The organism is Borreliella mayonii (assembly GCF_001945665.1).
Taxonomy (GTDB): domain Bacteria; phylum Spirochaetota; class Spirochaetia; order Borreliales; family Borreliaceae; genus Borreliella; species Borreliella mayonii.
The window spans coordinates 30,373-45,035 of the sequence record NZ_CP015793.1 but is presented as its reverse complement, the minus strand read 5'-3'; the positions used below and the strand labels follow the sequence as shown (position 1 = coordinate 45,035).

General features: G+C 23.1%; 12 protein-coding genes and 3 pseudogenes. 5 read left to right on the top strand and 10 right to left on the bottom strand.

Annotated elements, in window-relative coordinates:
* Window positions 1-425: 425 nt before the first annotated feature.
* The 4 genes from Bmayo_RS07530 to Bmayo_RS06130 all read left to right on the top strand — a co-directional run bounded on the left by Bmayo_RS07530 (window position 426) and on the right by Bmayo_RS06130 (window position 2,300).
* Complete coding sequence (locus tag Bmayo_RS07530; protein WP_338024411.1) at window positions 426-602, top strand: hypothetical protein; 177 nt, start codon at window positions 426-428, stop codon at window positions 600-602.
* Between the two features lie 268 nt (window positions 603-870).
* Window positions 871-1,230 (top strand): hypothetical protein, encoded by a 360-nt coding sequence (locus tag Bmayo_RS07525; RefSeq protein ID WP_338024410.1) that lies wholly within the window; start codon window positions 871-873, stop codon window positions 1,228-1,230.
* A 328-nt stretch (window positions 1,231-1,558) separates the two neighbouring features.
* Window positions 1,559-1,924 carry a hypothetical protein gene (locus Bmayo_RS07370; protein ID WP_235633215.1) on the top strand — a complete coding sequence of 122 codons (366 nt, stop codon included), beginning with the start codon at window positions 1,559-1,561 and terminating at the stop codon, window positions 1,922-1,924.
* A 22-nt stretch (window positions 1,925-1,946) separates the two neighbouring features.
* Window positions 1,947-2,300: a hypothetical protein gene (locus tag Bmayo_RS06130; protein WP_235633501.1), complete on the top strand. Its 354-nt coding sequence runs from the start codon at window positions 1,947-1,949 to the stop codon at window positions 2,298-2,300.
* A 199-nt stretch (window positions 2,301-2,499) separates the two neighbouring features.
* Here Bmayo_RS06130 and Bmayo_RS07630 read toward each other — a convergent pair whose 3' ends face one another.
* The 4 genes from Bmayo_RS07630 to Bmayo_RS06120 form a co-directional block, all read right to left on the bottom strand.
* The gene (locus Bmayo_RS07630; RefSeq protein ID WP_420807323.1) at window positions 2,500-2,580 is read right to left on the bottom strand and encodes a hypothetical protein; all 81 of its coding nucleotides are present in this window, start codon (window positions 2,578-2,580) and stop codon (window positions 2,500-2,502) included.
* 255 nt (window positions 2,581-2,835) lie between these two features.
* On the bottom strand, window positions 2,836-3,672 hold the full coding sequence (locus tag Bmayo_RS06125; protein ID WP_075552745.1) for a complement regulator-acquiring protein: 837 nt from the start codon (window positions 3,670-3,672) through the stop codon (window positions 2,836-2,838).
* Window positions 3,673-4,097: 425 nt separating this feature from the next.
* Complete coding sequence (locus tag Bmayo_RS06825; RefSeq protein ID WP_145924650.1) at window positions 4,098-4,283, bottom strand: complement regulator-acquiring protein; 186 nt, start codon at window positions 4,281-4,283, stop codon at window positions 4,098-4,100.
* A gap of 1,013 nt (window positions 4,284-5,296) precedes the next feature.
* Complete coding sequence (locus Bmayo_RS06120; RefSeq protein ID WP_075552744.1) at window positions 5,297-6,100, bottom strand: virulence associated lipoprotein; 804 nt, start codon at window positions 6,098-6,100, stop codon at window positions 5,297-5,299.
* 1,112 nt (window positions 6,101-7,212) lie between these two features.
* On the opposite strand from Bmayo_RS06120, the pseudogene Bmayo_RS07365 reads away from it, so the two are divergent.
* Window positions 7,213-7,439 (top strand): annotated as a pseudogene (locus Bmayo_RS07365) (P52 family lipoprotein); the annotation flags it as partial.
* Window positions 7,440-8,705: 1,266 nt separating this feature from the next.
* Here Bmayo_RS07365 and Bmayo_RS07625 read toward each other — a convergent pair.
* From Bmayo_RS07625 to Bmayo_RS06095, 6 genes and pseudogenes are all read right to left on the bottom strand, one after another.
* Window positions 8,706-9,292: pseudogene (locus tag Bmayo_RS07625) on the bottom strand (chromosome replication/partitioning protein).
* 44 nt (window positions 9,293-9,336) lie between these two features.
* Window positions 9,337-10,070, bottom strand: a pseudogene (locus Bmayo_RS07355) (ParA family protein).
* Complete coding sequence (locus Bmayo_RS06105) at window positions 10,043-10,633, bottom strand: DUF226 domain-containing protein (RefSeq protein ID WP_075552743.1); 591 nt, start codon at window positions 10,631-10,633, stop codon at window positions 10,043-10,045. Before Bmayo_RS06105 ends, Bmayo_RS07355 begins: the two are co-directional and overlap by 28 nt.
* Window positions 10,626-11,603 (bottom strand): plasmid maintenance protein, encoded by a 978-nt coding sequence (locus Bmayo_RS06100; RefSeq protein ID WP_075552742.1) that lies wholly within the window; start codon window positions 11,601-11,603, stop codon window positions 10,626-10,628. Before Bmayo_RS06100 ends, Bmayo_RS06105 begins: the two co-directional genes overlap by 8 nt.
* A gap of 800 nt (window positions 11,604-12,403) precedes the next feature.
* Window positions 12,404-12,526 carry a hypothetical protein gene (locus Bmayo_RS07470; RefSeq protein WP_256381238.1) on the bottom strand — a complete coding sequence of 41 codons (123 nt, stop codon included), beginning with the start codon at window positions 12,524-12,526 and terminating at the stop codon, window positions 12,404-12,406.
* Window positions 12,527-13,243: 717 nt separating this feature from the next.
* A complete protein-coding gene (locus tag Bmayo_RS06095; protein WP_075552741.1) occupies window positions 13,244-14,395 on the bottom strand; it encodes a type I restriction endonuclease in 1,152 nt (383 codons plus the stop codon).
* Window positions 14,396-14,663 lie beyond the last annotated feature (268 nt).

Below are 14,663 nucleotides of genomic sequence, written 5' to 3'. Positions count from 1 at the left end.
ATATAATTATTTATTAGTATAGAGTATTATAACTCATAACTTTAACTTTTTAAATCAATCATTTAAACTTGAAAATTCTAATTTTTAACTTGAATTTTCAAGAAAACCTAAACATTTAACTTAAAAATCACAAAACTACATAATCTTGAAAAGAATTTATCAATTTATTCTTTTTTTTTAAAAAAATTTTTTTCATAATATTTCATAATATAAGTATATAAAAAAAATTCGAAAAAAAACAATTAGAATTAGAAATGGCATTCGAAAAAAACCAATTAAAATTAAAAAAATCATAGAAAAACAACTCCATCAATTAATTAGAAATTGAGTTTACTAAGAGTATGCCTGCTTTATGAGGCAATACATTATTTAAATCTAAAATTGAATAATTATTCTCAAAAAAACTCTTAAAATTTTACAACGAAATTCTTGAAAAGAATAATCAAAATTCTTTCGATCTAAAAACAATGAAAAAATATCTTGATATATTAGAAAAAACAAAAACCATAGTGAAATTATCTTTTAAAAACAAGCCCACATATATGATTTATTATAAAATTAATTACCCCTTTAAAGGGTTTAGTTCAACACTACAAGACTAATATCTCCTAATATCAGATAAACCTAAAACAACAGTTGGAACAAAACGATCCTACTACCATTTAATCGTAAAAAAATATTTCTTTGCAAATTAAGAAAATTTAGAAATATAAATCTTAAAGACATATATTTTTATATAATAAATAATAAAAAATTAATGGAGAACAATTGGAAAAGTTTTTGATAAAAATATTAAACATTAATCGCCATAATCGTACATATTGTAACTTATTAATTCTTATTTACACACTAGACAGCCTAAATTTCAATATGAGGTACTATAGTAGGAGCTTTATACACCGCATATTCAATTCTAACTTGCATAAATATCTCAATAGTATTCGAAATATTGATATAGATTTATTAGAACAATATCTCGATGATTTAGAAAACAAAATAAAAATCATAACCAATAAATTTAGCTTTAAAAGAGATATATTCAAGCTTTACTACACAGTCAATTATCCTTTAGTAAAAGTTACACAAAAATTATGGACTACTATAAATAGACTATGGGCTATAATTACCCTGTTTTTGAATTATAAAACACAATTAAAAATCAGATATTGTAAATGTATTATGTCGCCTCATGAACCTAATAAAGAACAATTAAAACTAAAAAATATATAAATAAACCGTAAATTAGGAAAATTAATGTTACATAAAATGAATAGGGCTTAAGACAAATTATTTTAAAAAAACTTGTTTTAAGCCCTATTTCATCGCTAATTTTTATAATTCGAGCTAACGTCGAACTAATTTATAGTATAACCAAAATTAAACTATAGTCAAGTTATATTTAAAATAAACTAAAATTACTATAAAAGTAAATACTTTTATAGTAATTTTAGTTTCTAATAATATTCTATTTTAGATAGAGGTAATATAATGAATTTAATGATTAAAGAAGTATTAATGATATCCAGTTTATTTTGTAGCACTATCTCTTGTAAGCTATATGAAAAGCTTACAGGCAAAACTTAAACAGGCTTTAGCCAACAATAAGTATTTTGTCAATAATAATAAAGATATAAATAATAATAAAAGTATAAATTCTACTAATAAGCTAGATAATAATTCTCTAAATTCTTTAGAAGACAACAACAGAAGTGATCGTAAGGCTAGGAGCATTAGTAATGGAGAAGCAAATAATCAAGAACAAAATAATAAGAATAAAAGTAAGGAAAAAGAAAATATCATAAAGAAAAGTAAAGAAAGTAATAATTTAGGAACACAAATAAATAATAATTTAAACACAAAGCACTCTAATACTAGTAAAGTAAATAACAATAATGTTGATAAAAAATCTCAACAAGTTAAATAAGGCTATTACTGCTAGGGAAATTATGTACGAAGCTGAAACTTTTTTAGAAAAAACTGAGAAAATAACTGCAGACTTAGAAACAACAAAATCAAAACTTGATAAGATAAAAAGTGTTATTGAGGGTGCTCGTTCTTATTTAAATACTGCTAGAAAATCTAAATATAATACTAACAACAATACATTACTATTACATAACTTGAACCAAGAAATTAATAAGGTTAATAGCAGCCATGCTTCTGCTAAATCTCATTGCAATGATGCAATTGGTGCTTTAGCAAGATCTAAGGATGATTTTAAGAATACAAAAAGAAAAGCAGAAGGGGCTTTAGAAGAAGCTATAAAAGATATACCTTCTTTAGGGTATAATTATCTTTAATATTTGGATAGCTGATGCTCAAAAAGCAATCAAGAATGCTAAGAACAAACAAGAATAACTTAACGATAAGATGAATAAGGCAAATGTAGAGCTTCTTAAATTAGAGAAAGCATATAAAGTTTTGCAAACTAAAAAATCTTAGAAGTAGAGCTATAATCCTGAAAATTATAAAAACTTATACGAAAAGCTTCTCTAAACTTTAATTTTGGTTATTTTCTGGATTAGCATTGATATGAGGTTTTGGATTGACTTTTCCAATAGGGAAACATGATATGAAAATTGAATTTAATATTGCTGTAATAAAGTTAAGCTTAATAATATTTAATTTAGGTTTTTCAAAATACTCTCCTTATAAATTTAAATTACTAAACATTAGTTTTAATTCAAAATAATAATATTAAATTTATTTGATATTGAAAATTTAATTTCTATTGCATGTTTTTAGCGCTAATTTAGATTGTATGAATAAAAAAAGAGAAGAATTAACTTCTCTTTTTAAAATATCAAGTGCAGCATATTATTTTTTTTGTTTAGATTAATCAGCTTGATTTAGTAGATAAAGAGGATGAAAGTATTTATCCTTTATGTGGTTTGCTAGCGCTTCATCATTTGTTCTAATGCCACCAACATTTTTATTGTAAGCGTCAATAGTTGCGTTTAAAGTTTTAGCAAAGTTTTGTTTTATCTTTAAATCACGTTTTACATCTTGTAGTAACGTTTCGGCTTCTTTTTTGCTTAGAGTGCGTAATGTATCTTGTATTTTTTTTAAATGCACATCTTCTAATTTCAGTTGAATATCCCTTAATGTTTCGAGAAATTTACCAACTACTCTTCGGTTCTTATCTGTATCAAGTTTTTCAAGAATTTCTTTTAATGCCAATATTTTTTTTGTATCGTAATTTAGGGATGGATAAATTATTCTTTTTAATTTCATTTTTGCATGAAACATAAAATAATCATCTCTTTGAAGTTTAAAAGCCTCTAGGAAATCATATTGAACACTATCAGATTCTATTTTAGCTATTTGTATATCTTCTTCCTTTTTTTGAGCTTCTAAGCCTTTACCAATGTTTTCTAATTTTGAGATTGTGGTTTCTTCTTGGGAATTTTGATTTGAAGATTTTGAATTTTGAGATTCATTTTCAAAATTTTTGTTATTTTCTGATGAATTTTCTGAATTGGTATGGCTGTTTAGGTTTTTTAGATTTCTAGAATTGTTGCTTCGCTTTGCTTTTTTTGGGGTTTTAGAAGTAGTAGGATTTTTTAGTTTGTTTGGATTAACCTTGCCAAAAGATGAACATGATATGCAAATTGAAGTTAATATTACTGTAATAAAGTTAAGCTTAATAATATTAAATTTAGAATTTTTCAAAATGATCTCCTTATAAATTTAAATTATTAAATATTAATTTAATTTCAAAATAATAATATTACAATTTAATATTGTTGTCAAATAGTATTAAACTTATTTGATATTAAAAATTTAATTTCCATTGATGTTTTTAGCGTGAATTTAGATTACATGAATTTTAAGAATAAAAGTTAATTCTTTTCTTTTTAAAATATAAAAAGTGCAACAATTTGTATGGATTTAATAGATTTAATCTAGGGAATAAAATCTAAGCATTCTTTCATAAAATGGTCTTCGAGATTTTTTATATTTGTTTTAATATCTCAAAAATTTCGATTGCAAGCTTCAATAGTTGCTGTTAAGGTTTTCGCAAAGTTTTGTTTTATCTTTAAATTCTTTTCTATGTATTGTAATAATTCTTAGGAATCTTTCTTGGTTTAGCATGCCTAATTCATCTTATATTTTTTTAAATGCTTGTCTAGTTGAAATTGAATATCCAGCACCATTTGATGAAGAAAACTTTGAGTTGAAAATTTTTTCAGAGGATTTTTATTAAGTTTTTCAAGCATTTCTTTTAATATCTCTATTTTTTGTATTTCATAATTTAGAGACAAGTAAATTATTCTATTCATTAGTGTTTTTCCCCCTACTAATCTGATATTTAGAATTGATGTTAAAAATCTCTAGAAAATCGGATTGAACAACAATTATTTCAGCTATTTGCACATCTTCTTGAACATGTTAGGCTTTCAGAGCAGATCTTTATCAATTTTTTCTAATTTCTAGATTGTAGCCAACTTATTGATAATTTTGATGATTTGAAGACTTGGAATTTTGATATTAATTTTCAAGATTTTGGTGATGTTCTATTCGATGTTATGCTGTATTTTTTTGGGAAGCGTTACTGTTTGTTTTGTTGGGATTGATCTTGCTAATATATATATATAATCTAAAAATTTTGAATTTGTTATTATTTTTTTATCAAACGTGTTATTTAAAAATAATAAAGATACTAACCATTTCAACTGAGCATAATCAAAAAAAGAGATAAAAAAAGGGATCCTTCTACCAAGAAAGAAAAAAAGTGAATAAAGCAATTAAAAAATATAGAGAATCTTATTAGAGACCCTAGATTCTCCAGTTAATTGAGGGTGTATATCCACTTAAACAAGAAGATAAAGATAATAAAAAAAGTTAGAAAAGTCGTTATTTGAAAATAAATCAGATCCAGATAAAATGATACTAGATGATCCAATAGTATATGAAGTAATATAAGCTATAGATAATCCAAAAAGACTCGATTTAAAAGAAGACAAAGAGAAGAAAGTAGAAGAAAAAAAGAATCTTCAAAAGAAAATAAATCAGAATCAATGCCCAAAGTTTTAGTAAAACCAGATTCTAAACCAAAGATAATAGTGGTAAAAGCAATGGAAGTGTCAAAAGTCAGTTATTAATTTGCCAGCAGAAAAATCAGAAGAAGAAAAAGCTAGAGAAATTAGAGAAGAGTACTTAAAAAGAAAAAGAAGATAGAAATATATAGAAGATGAGATAAAAATAGAAGAAAGAAAAAAACAACTAGAAAAAAGAAGAAAAGAAAGGGAAGAAGCAGCAAAAGAAAATCCTCATGCCAATTTCAATACATACCTTAAAGGTTATGTATTGAAAATATATCACTTTTTAGCTTTTCTGCTTCTTCACTTTTTTTTACAATTTGTTTGTAAAGTTCAATTACATGAAATTTAAGCTTAGTGACATTTGTTTTTATAAGATTTTTGTCATTTTGATAATCTAATAAAAGTTGGTTTAACATTTCTGAGATGATTGTTTTTGTAGATAATAATTTTTCAAATGAATTTTTAAGATTCTCTAATTCTAAAGTTTCTAGTTTATCTAGAGTATCTTTTTTGAAATATAGATAAACAATCACTTCGTCAATAGTACTTCCAAGTCCGTTAAAGATGTTAAATAAGCCCTGTGTTTGTTCTGATAACATTATAACTTTTGAAAGTTCTTTTAATTTGTTAGTGTCAATAGCATTTAAGATGCCATAAATACATTGTCTATATCTTTTAGATCTCTCGGTATTATCGGCTATCTTTTCCCCTTGTAAATTCCCCCAACCCAATTCTTTGAAAGCCAATATTCCATATTGGTCTGAAGGCTCTTCTTCCAGTTTTTTTACATATTTTTCTCTGTCTCCGTTAGCCGTTTCTATTAAATTTCTTAGATAGTCAAGCAGTGTGTTTTTTGTTCTTTTGTTAGGGCCTTCTTCTTGATTTGAGCTTGTTTCTTGATCTGAGTTTATTTCTGTTTTTAATCCCTTGTTGTTAGATTTTAGTCCTTTTTTACTAGATTGATACTTTATATCTTTTTGATTGGTGTTAAAATCTGGGGTACAAGCATTTAAAAATAAAAAAACAAATAAGCTCGCAATAATGTTATATTGCATAAATATTCTCCTTACTTAAAATCTAATATTTAATATAATGCAATAATAAATATAATACAATATTTATTATATATTAATAATATAATTATATTATCTTTAATATAATTATATATTGCATTAAATATAGATTATTGCAATAATCATAATAATGTTTTCATTGTGAGAAGTTTTATAGTATTTGAGTTTTTTTTAAATCTATTTTGATATATTTTTAATCAAATTTATTTATTTTAATAATAGCATGTATTATTTATGAATAGATTTTTAATAATTCTTGTCTTAAAGATTTAAAAACTTTGAAGTTGTAAACAATTTGTAGAGTATTTAAGGTATTATAGAATGGTTCTGTGAAGAAATATTCTTAGGTTAATCAAAGTATTTTAAAGATAAGCTAAAAGGTAGCTACCGTGTTGATGTAATATTAATTTCTTTATAGAAAAATTTTTATTTAGTATCTATGGTGTTGTTTAGATATAGATCTATTAAAAAATAAGCGAATTTTAGCCTTAAAAGGTATGGCAACATTAAAATAAACATAATCCAAGTTGCCTTTTATTGGTTTTTAAAGCCTTAATAGATGATAATAAGGATTTTAAATCAAATGTTATGTTTAAAAAACACAAATATGTTAAGAATTAATAATTAAAGATATAATAATTGGGCTAAAAATCTAATAAAGGCGTTAATTTAAAGTCAAAACATTCCAATTTAAATTATCTTCTTCTACAGAAGCAAGTATTTAACCTTATAATTCTTTTATGTGTATTGCAATATAATAAGATCTGATTTTATTTAAATTATTATTTAATTTTATAAGGATATTATTTAAATATTTAATTTTCATAAATCAATATTAATTCTTAAGTATTTAACAATTCTTAAGAAAAGATAAAATTGGTATATATTTGACCATATTTTTATTTGTTCTAGAGTAATTTATTTTAGCAGAGTTTTTAAAAGTTTAGTAAAGATAGTATTTGTATGAACTTTTGTATTTTTGGTAGTACAGTATGTAAGAATGATATATCAGGATTTTGGTTGGTTTTGCAATAATATTAGCTTTATTGGGTGGATTATTTGTCTAATGAGTAGAAATAAGCTGTTAAAACTTTTTTGATGAGAACTCGGAAAGTAATGATATGGGCTTGAAGAGATTGTTGCTGAAGGGATATTTTCTAATTTAAAATTAATATGTATATGGCTGAACATTATTTGTTGGTTGATATGGAAAAGCCCCTATAATATGCTCTACAAGGTTAAAAAGTTGCGAGTTTCTCCCCATTGACTAGACTATAATGATAAGTATTTTAACAAATTCTTTTTAAATTTGGGGTCTGAGTAATCTAAAGAATTGATCAAGTTGTTTGACAGGGTAAAAAATGAGCGGTTTTATATTAGTGTTTTTTATTCTACGGAATAACTAATTGATAAATAAGGTATGGTTTCTAAAATCAACGACATTATGGGTATGTTTTGATTATATTGTGCTTTATATTTAAGTATTGATAAATATGTGGGTAAAAAATGAAAAGTATAACCAATAATGGAAATTATTTGGGGTAAAAATATGTGAGAGGGCTGTTTTAACGACGATTTAAAGGAAAATGTTTTCAATTTTTCATTACTTTAATAGAAACAATGGGCTTATCTGTTAATAAGGGGATAAGATTAAAATAAAATTAATACTAGATTATAGTTTCTATATCTTTTAAAAAAGGGGATTGGACATAGTCGAATAAATTAAATAATGATTATTATACTAATAATCATTATTTAATTTATGGGGATGAAAGTTGTCATCGAAGCAAATAAAAATAAGCAAGCCAAATTTTTTATATGCAGTTAAGATTAATCTAGAAAATGGACTGAAAACAATAAATTTATTTTATGATTTGTTGAAAAATATCTGCGGGCAGGCGCAGCAGCGGCCGATGGTCTGATAATAATTAAGCCAATTATAAAATCTTAAATTAGTAGTAGACAGGCAAATTTAATAGTGAAGGCTCGTCAATAAAAGTATTATTGGAAAATTTAAGCAATCTCTAAAAAATTAAAATTGAAAAGTGTATAAAAATTATTATTAGAAATGTAGAAAACTATTTTAAGGGTGTCCTAGAATATTAATTTTGAGCAATATAGAATTAGTTTTACTACCAATTAGCTTAAAAGCCAGATACATTAATTCATATAATTTTAAGGCTTTTATTATGACGCAATAAATTCTTTCCAACTTCTTTAAAAGAAAAGTGAATATAGCTATTGGTTTATCTTTCTATAAAAGCAAGATAAACCAATAAAGATAAAACCTATGAAATTGCATTAAATCTAAAGTATCTCCATTAATAAATAATAAATACCCTAGCAACATTTTTAACAAAAAATTACTTTTGAGACCATCGCTTAGAAATTAAATTAGATAAAAACCTTAAGCTTATAATAAACAATAGTTTATTATAAAGTATAGTTAATAAATATTTTGAATTGAGATTGTATATAGCAAAAAAGCCCTATATGGGCAGTTCCGTCTATGACGAACAAATAGCATAGGAAATTAAATCCTAACTTAATTGAATAGTATCATAATATATATTATAAATCAATAAGTTTATTTTTTATTTTTTTCATATTTAATTATATGCTCAGACAATATATTTTTCTTGTCTTTATAAATTTTTTCAATAATAAAATACAATCTTTTAGTATCTTATTTACAAAAACCACATAATTCTTTTTTTACTAAAATTCTAATAAGAATACTTTCATTGGTCTCTTTAGATTCACTATAGTTGTCTTCGTTTAAAAAATTTTTACTCTCTATATCTCTTAACACAACTTTAAAGCCCACCTCCTTTGTTTTATCAATAGATACTACTTTACCCTCTAGAGCTTTTTGATAAATTTTTAAATATCTATAAGCTTGACTTTTTACAACTTCAAAAGATTTTATAAAATCATTAAAGCGGAAAAAACCATCGTATTTATATAATTTTTTTGTTTAATTTCATATAATATTTTCATTCTTTGAATTTTATTATTAATATCATCTTTTAGGTTATATTTAAGTTGCTATTTTAGATTATTATAATTTACTAATTCTTTATCTTGATCATCATTTAAACTTGTCTCTTTGTTATAATTTCCAAAACGATTGCTAAATAATTCTTCTTTATCTTTTTTAGCTTTTATTTTCATTCCAAACTCCCTACTTAATTTCCCCCAGGGAATATTAAAAAATGTTATAAACTTAAGACATTTTTTAATGCATTCTTACTTCTTTATAATACTTGCTCTTTAAATCTGGCTCCAAACGATTTATTATAAAAACTTTTATGATATTATAATAATGAATTTTGCTTTTAGATAATTACTATATCGCCTATATAGGGCATCTTCAACCTCCTTAAGTATATTCCTATTTTTAATAAATTGATTTACAATAATTGAAAAATTATAGCTTTTGTCTATAATTTTTTGTATCAATATTTATAAACTTTTTATTGACCATGTTTCAAGCTAAACTGGAATAAAAATGTGATTTGTAGCATTTAATGCATCTTTTAAACTAAAACTAGGATATTTGTCAAGCAAAATATAATTAAAATTATAACTTAAAACATTTTTATCTAAGCAAAACCGCAATAAATTTTCCTCATTATCCATATTTTTATAATTAAATTCATCAGGAAAAAGGTGATGCGGAATTATAAAAATATAGGCATTAACTTTGTTTACATATTGATCAAAATAAAAATTGCCTATTAACAAATTATAAATGTTGTTTTTATAGAAATTAAAATATATTTTCTAAAATATGGAGCTAAAGCGTTTTGCGAATCCATATCAATGAGCAAAACTTTTTTAACCAAATCTTTTAATACATAAGAAAATAAGATTGATAATATGCTTTTATTTACACCACACCTCTTTTAAGATTTGCTATTGTTATGATATTTGATTTTTTTCTATCCATTTATATATTACTCCTGTATTTTTTAGCTTTTTACTATAAAATTTATATACCGTATTTTCCATTCTTTTTATATGTTCTAAATTAAACCTATAATATTTAGTGCTTTCTTTGTCTTTTTTTCTTAATAACGTTCTAAGAGACTGAATATAACACTTAATAGAGCCTTTACTAAATTTAAATTCTAAATAATAAAGTTTTTTTATAACATAAGATTTATTATCTTTTTTTAAAAAAAAGGGCTTTTCTAATTTGTCCCATCCATATTTTATTCCTAGGAATTTATTATCCCCTTTTAGGGGAAAGAGATTAAATAAATAATAATTTTTTTTATTATTAAGCTTTTGAAAAGTTAAACTTAACTTATTGTCTTTACTGGTAATTCTAAATTTTATCAAATGTTTAAAGATTTTTGTATAATATATTTTTTTATTATCTATTTCTTCAATTTTAGAAAAAGCAGTTTTTTCTTTTGCTACTTTGTTTGTGTTTTCATTATATTCTAGTTCTTTTTTATTTATTATTTCTTTTTTTCTTGCTTTTAGTTTTTCTAGTAATTCACTCAAACTTTAAATCCTTTTTTAAAATTTTATTTAAAATATTGCTAGCTATATGTTTTGCATGTCCACTGAAATTGGTTTTTTTATTAGTTTTCCATTTAGAATTGTATAGATCTTTAAATTTTCCTACAAGCAAGTAGAAGTCTGTTTTATAAGGAGCATATTGTCTCATAAAGTGAATTTTATTTTTATATTCTTTAAGTTTACTTAAAAAGAAAGATAAAATATCTTCTTTTTTATAATCATATGATAAATAGTTAAAGAAGTCTTTATAATTAAAAAGTGTATTTTTATATGTTTTTTCTGGATTTTTAGTATTTTTTACTATATTTTTTATCTCTTTAGTTATTTCTTTAGATAATTTCATTTTTTTTTCCATAGCGGATTTTTTATTTTTAATTTCTCCTGCATTAGATTTTTTTTTAAAAATAGTTTTAATAGAATTCTTATTATATATATTATTATAAGGGGTTATATATACAGTAACATTTTCAGTGACATTTTGAGTACTAAGAGTGTCTTTTCCTTCTTTTACTTTTTTATAAAGGGCTACCTTATGGCCACTAAAATAAGTAGTTATTAACTTATATGCAATAGGTGATACTTTATATATACATAGTTTTCCTTTAAATTTTCCTAGGTTATTTGAGAATGTTAGTATTCTTTTTTCAATTGCTTTTATGTTAATTAAAAATCTTAAGTCTTCTCTTAAAGTTCTTATTACGGTTGGTTTATAACCTTCTTTATTTATATTTGAGTTTAGAACTCTAAGGATATCTCCTTGATGATGAGGATAAAGGTCTTTTAGTTTTTCAGAATTAAAATGAATCCTCTGTATTGAAATGTTATATTTTTCTTCAAAACTTTTATTTAAGTAATTAATTACTGAAATAACTTTTTTAAGTCTAGAGTCTTTTGAAAGTAGTTTATTGGGCTTATTAGTATTGGTTTTGCAGTTAAGTAAATTTAATACCATCTCAATCTCCTATTTGTTCGTATTAATAATAATTATTATGTATAAAATATGTAAAAATTTCAACCCCTATTTTTAATATTTTTTATTATTTATAGATAATGTAATTAATACCAAGTTTTCTTCTATTAATTCTTTTGGCGTTCTTGTTCTATATGAAGGAAGATTGGCAAGTTTTTCTATGTTTTTTAAATTTATTGAGGTATAATGCTAAAAAAAATCCTAAAAACACTCATAACATTATTTATTTTAGCATCATTAACAGCAAGTTTTGGTTTTTTAAGATCAAATTTAAATAGGCTTTGTTCAATTTTCTTAATTTTATATAATCTGCCACACTTTCATTTATTTTAACTACGTAATTGGGTTATCCAAACCCTTTTTTACTTTGCTTTGCTTCATGTTGAATACTAATACTTGAAGTTTGATTAATTTTATTAAGGTTATTAAGTAGATTTTCTAAATTAGTTTTATCAAAATGTTCGGTTTTTACATCTTTTAAAGTTTTTTAAGATTATCTATATGTTCCCTAAATATGGGCTCTTTATTATTTATTTTTACATACTTAAAAGATATATAGTTCTAAAACTATATATCTTTTAAGTATGTTTTTGTTTAAAACAAGATTTTTAATTGGTTTTTATGATTTTTGTATATTTATAGCTATTATCAATTTATAAAAACCTTTATAAATTGATAATATTTTTCACCAAATCATCTACTTTTATTATGTATGCAATTATAAAAAATAATTGCCACTACCACTACCAGTAGTAGCATTATTAGGGTATAATGATAGGCATTTATAAATGCCTATATTCTTCAAAGCCACTTGTCTTAATATTAAATCCTCTTGTTTCTTGGTTTTTAACATCTTTGCCTCTAAAAACTATTCCGTATTGATTTATATTTAAATCTATAAACATTCTCTTTTTCAATTTTAAAAAGGTTTTTAGCTTATTTACTGCTTTCTTTAACGCTTAGTTAAGAATAACTTTTTCATTATCTTTTTACTATTTTAAGGATAGTTTGAACAAAAGTTGGCCATAATAAAAATTGTTTTATTATATTTGCAACTACTTTAGTTTGAATCTTCCAAGTCTTAAATTTCATTTAAAACTTGAATATCTATTTGAGATTCACTTTTTTAATATTTTTCTGTTTTTTATTTATCCGATATGCTTGGTTGATTATTTGGTTAATATTTTTTTATAAAAAATAGATATAGTATATGGTTTTTATTAATATATTTAATATGAAGGCTAAAATATATAAAAATACTAAAAAAGCACTATAAAAAAAATCTTCATACTAAGATTCTATATAAGAACATAATATTGTGGACCATAAAAATAAAGAATATAATCCTAAAAAACAACTAAGTAAATATCCGTTTTCTTGTGTTATGAACCCAAGAGTATATAAAAAAGACTTTGTAAATTAGAGCAATCAAACTTATTTGAATTTTTAGTTTACTAAAAATTCAAATAAGTTTTTTAAAACAGTTTTTAGTAATTTAAAATAAACAATGAATTAGAAAAGAAATATAAGAAAAATAGATATCGATAGATGCTTGTTAGGTATGAGAATTTAACTACTTAAGGTATAGATTTAAATATATATTTAATTAAATTAATAATTGTTTAATCTATTTTTCTATATTTTGAAAAAATATTATTATAACTTTGCTTAATAAGGTCTTTAATTTCTTTAATATTAGAACTTCCTGTGCAAAAAATCTGAATATTTCCATTACCAAGCTTGCCAATACTGCTAACATCTCTAATAAAGCCTTCTTTTAAAGTTATTTGATTTAGAGTAACAGTAATATTTATTTTATTTGCTTTAAAACTAAAATCTACAAAACATCTATTATTCACCTTAAATGCTGTATACCACTTTGTTTCAGCTTTTTTAATTTCATTAGGATTTAAATCAAAAATAAAGCTTTCTAAGTTTTGATATATTGATTTCATATTAAAATTTAGCTTTTCAAAGATTTTTAAATTTTCAGTTTCAATATTGTTACTATTGATACTATCTTTAGTAAATTTTTTATTATTTTTTGTATTGTTTACCAATGTATCGCTTTTTTCATCAAACATGTTAAAAGTATTTTTAATAATATTTTTACATATTTCATTTGAATATGTTTCTTTAAAGCCAATTTTAGTTTTAAAAAAATCAAGAAAATCATTACTTATATTTTTTCTTTCTTTTTTTAAATAAGCTAAAAGTTTGTCTGTATATTTTTTTTCTAATGCAAATAATCTAACTTCTTCAGTATTTAAAGAATTTCTATAAAACTTTTTAAGATATTCAAAATCTTTAGATGTTAATTTTTCTAAATTAATAATTAAAAAAGGCTCTTTGTCTAGTAAATTGTCTTTATCTAAATCAATATAGAATCTATATTCTATACCATTTGTTAATATACCAAATTCAATTGCATATTTAGAACGAAGATTATAAAAATAACCTGATAATTGACTAAAATGATTTTCAAGGTTTTCTTTATAATGCTTGGCTTCTAGTAAAATAGTGGGCTTTTTGTCTTTAGAACAAAGAACATAGTCAGCTTTTATTTCATTTTTAGCAAAACTAATTGCAACCTCAACTTGAACAAATGAAGGATCAGTGTGACAATAGCCCATTGCATCTAAAAATGGATTAATAAAAAATTGTTTTGTTTCAGCTTCACTTTTAATGCTATCCTTATAAGTTTGTATTTTCACACTTACAGCTTTTATTTTTTCTATAAAATTTACATTTATAGTTTTATCTTTATTTGACATATAAATTATATTAGCAATAAATTTGAAAAATTTTGATAAAAATCAATATTTTTATCAAAAAAAGTTAATATACATTAATTAACAACTTTTCTTAAATTTTTTAAATTCAAAAACATTTGCTCATGAATATTCCCCTTAAAGTTTAAATGTTCAATTGCTTAGATAGTATAGGCTTAGCATATTTTATTTATAGCTTTTTTATATTAGATATATTGATTTTGTAAAATGTATTTCTCCAATAATCAAAGAAATGAATGTCTCATAAAAT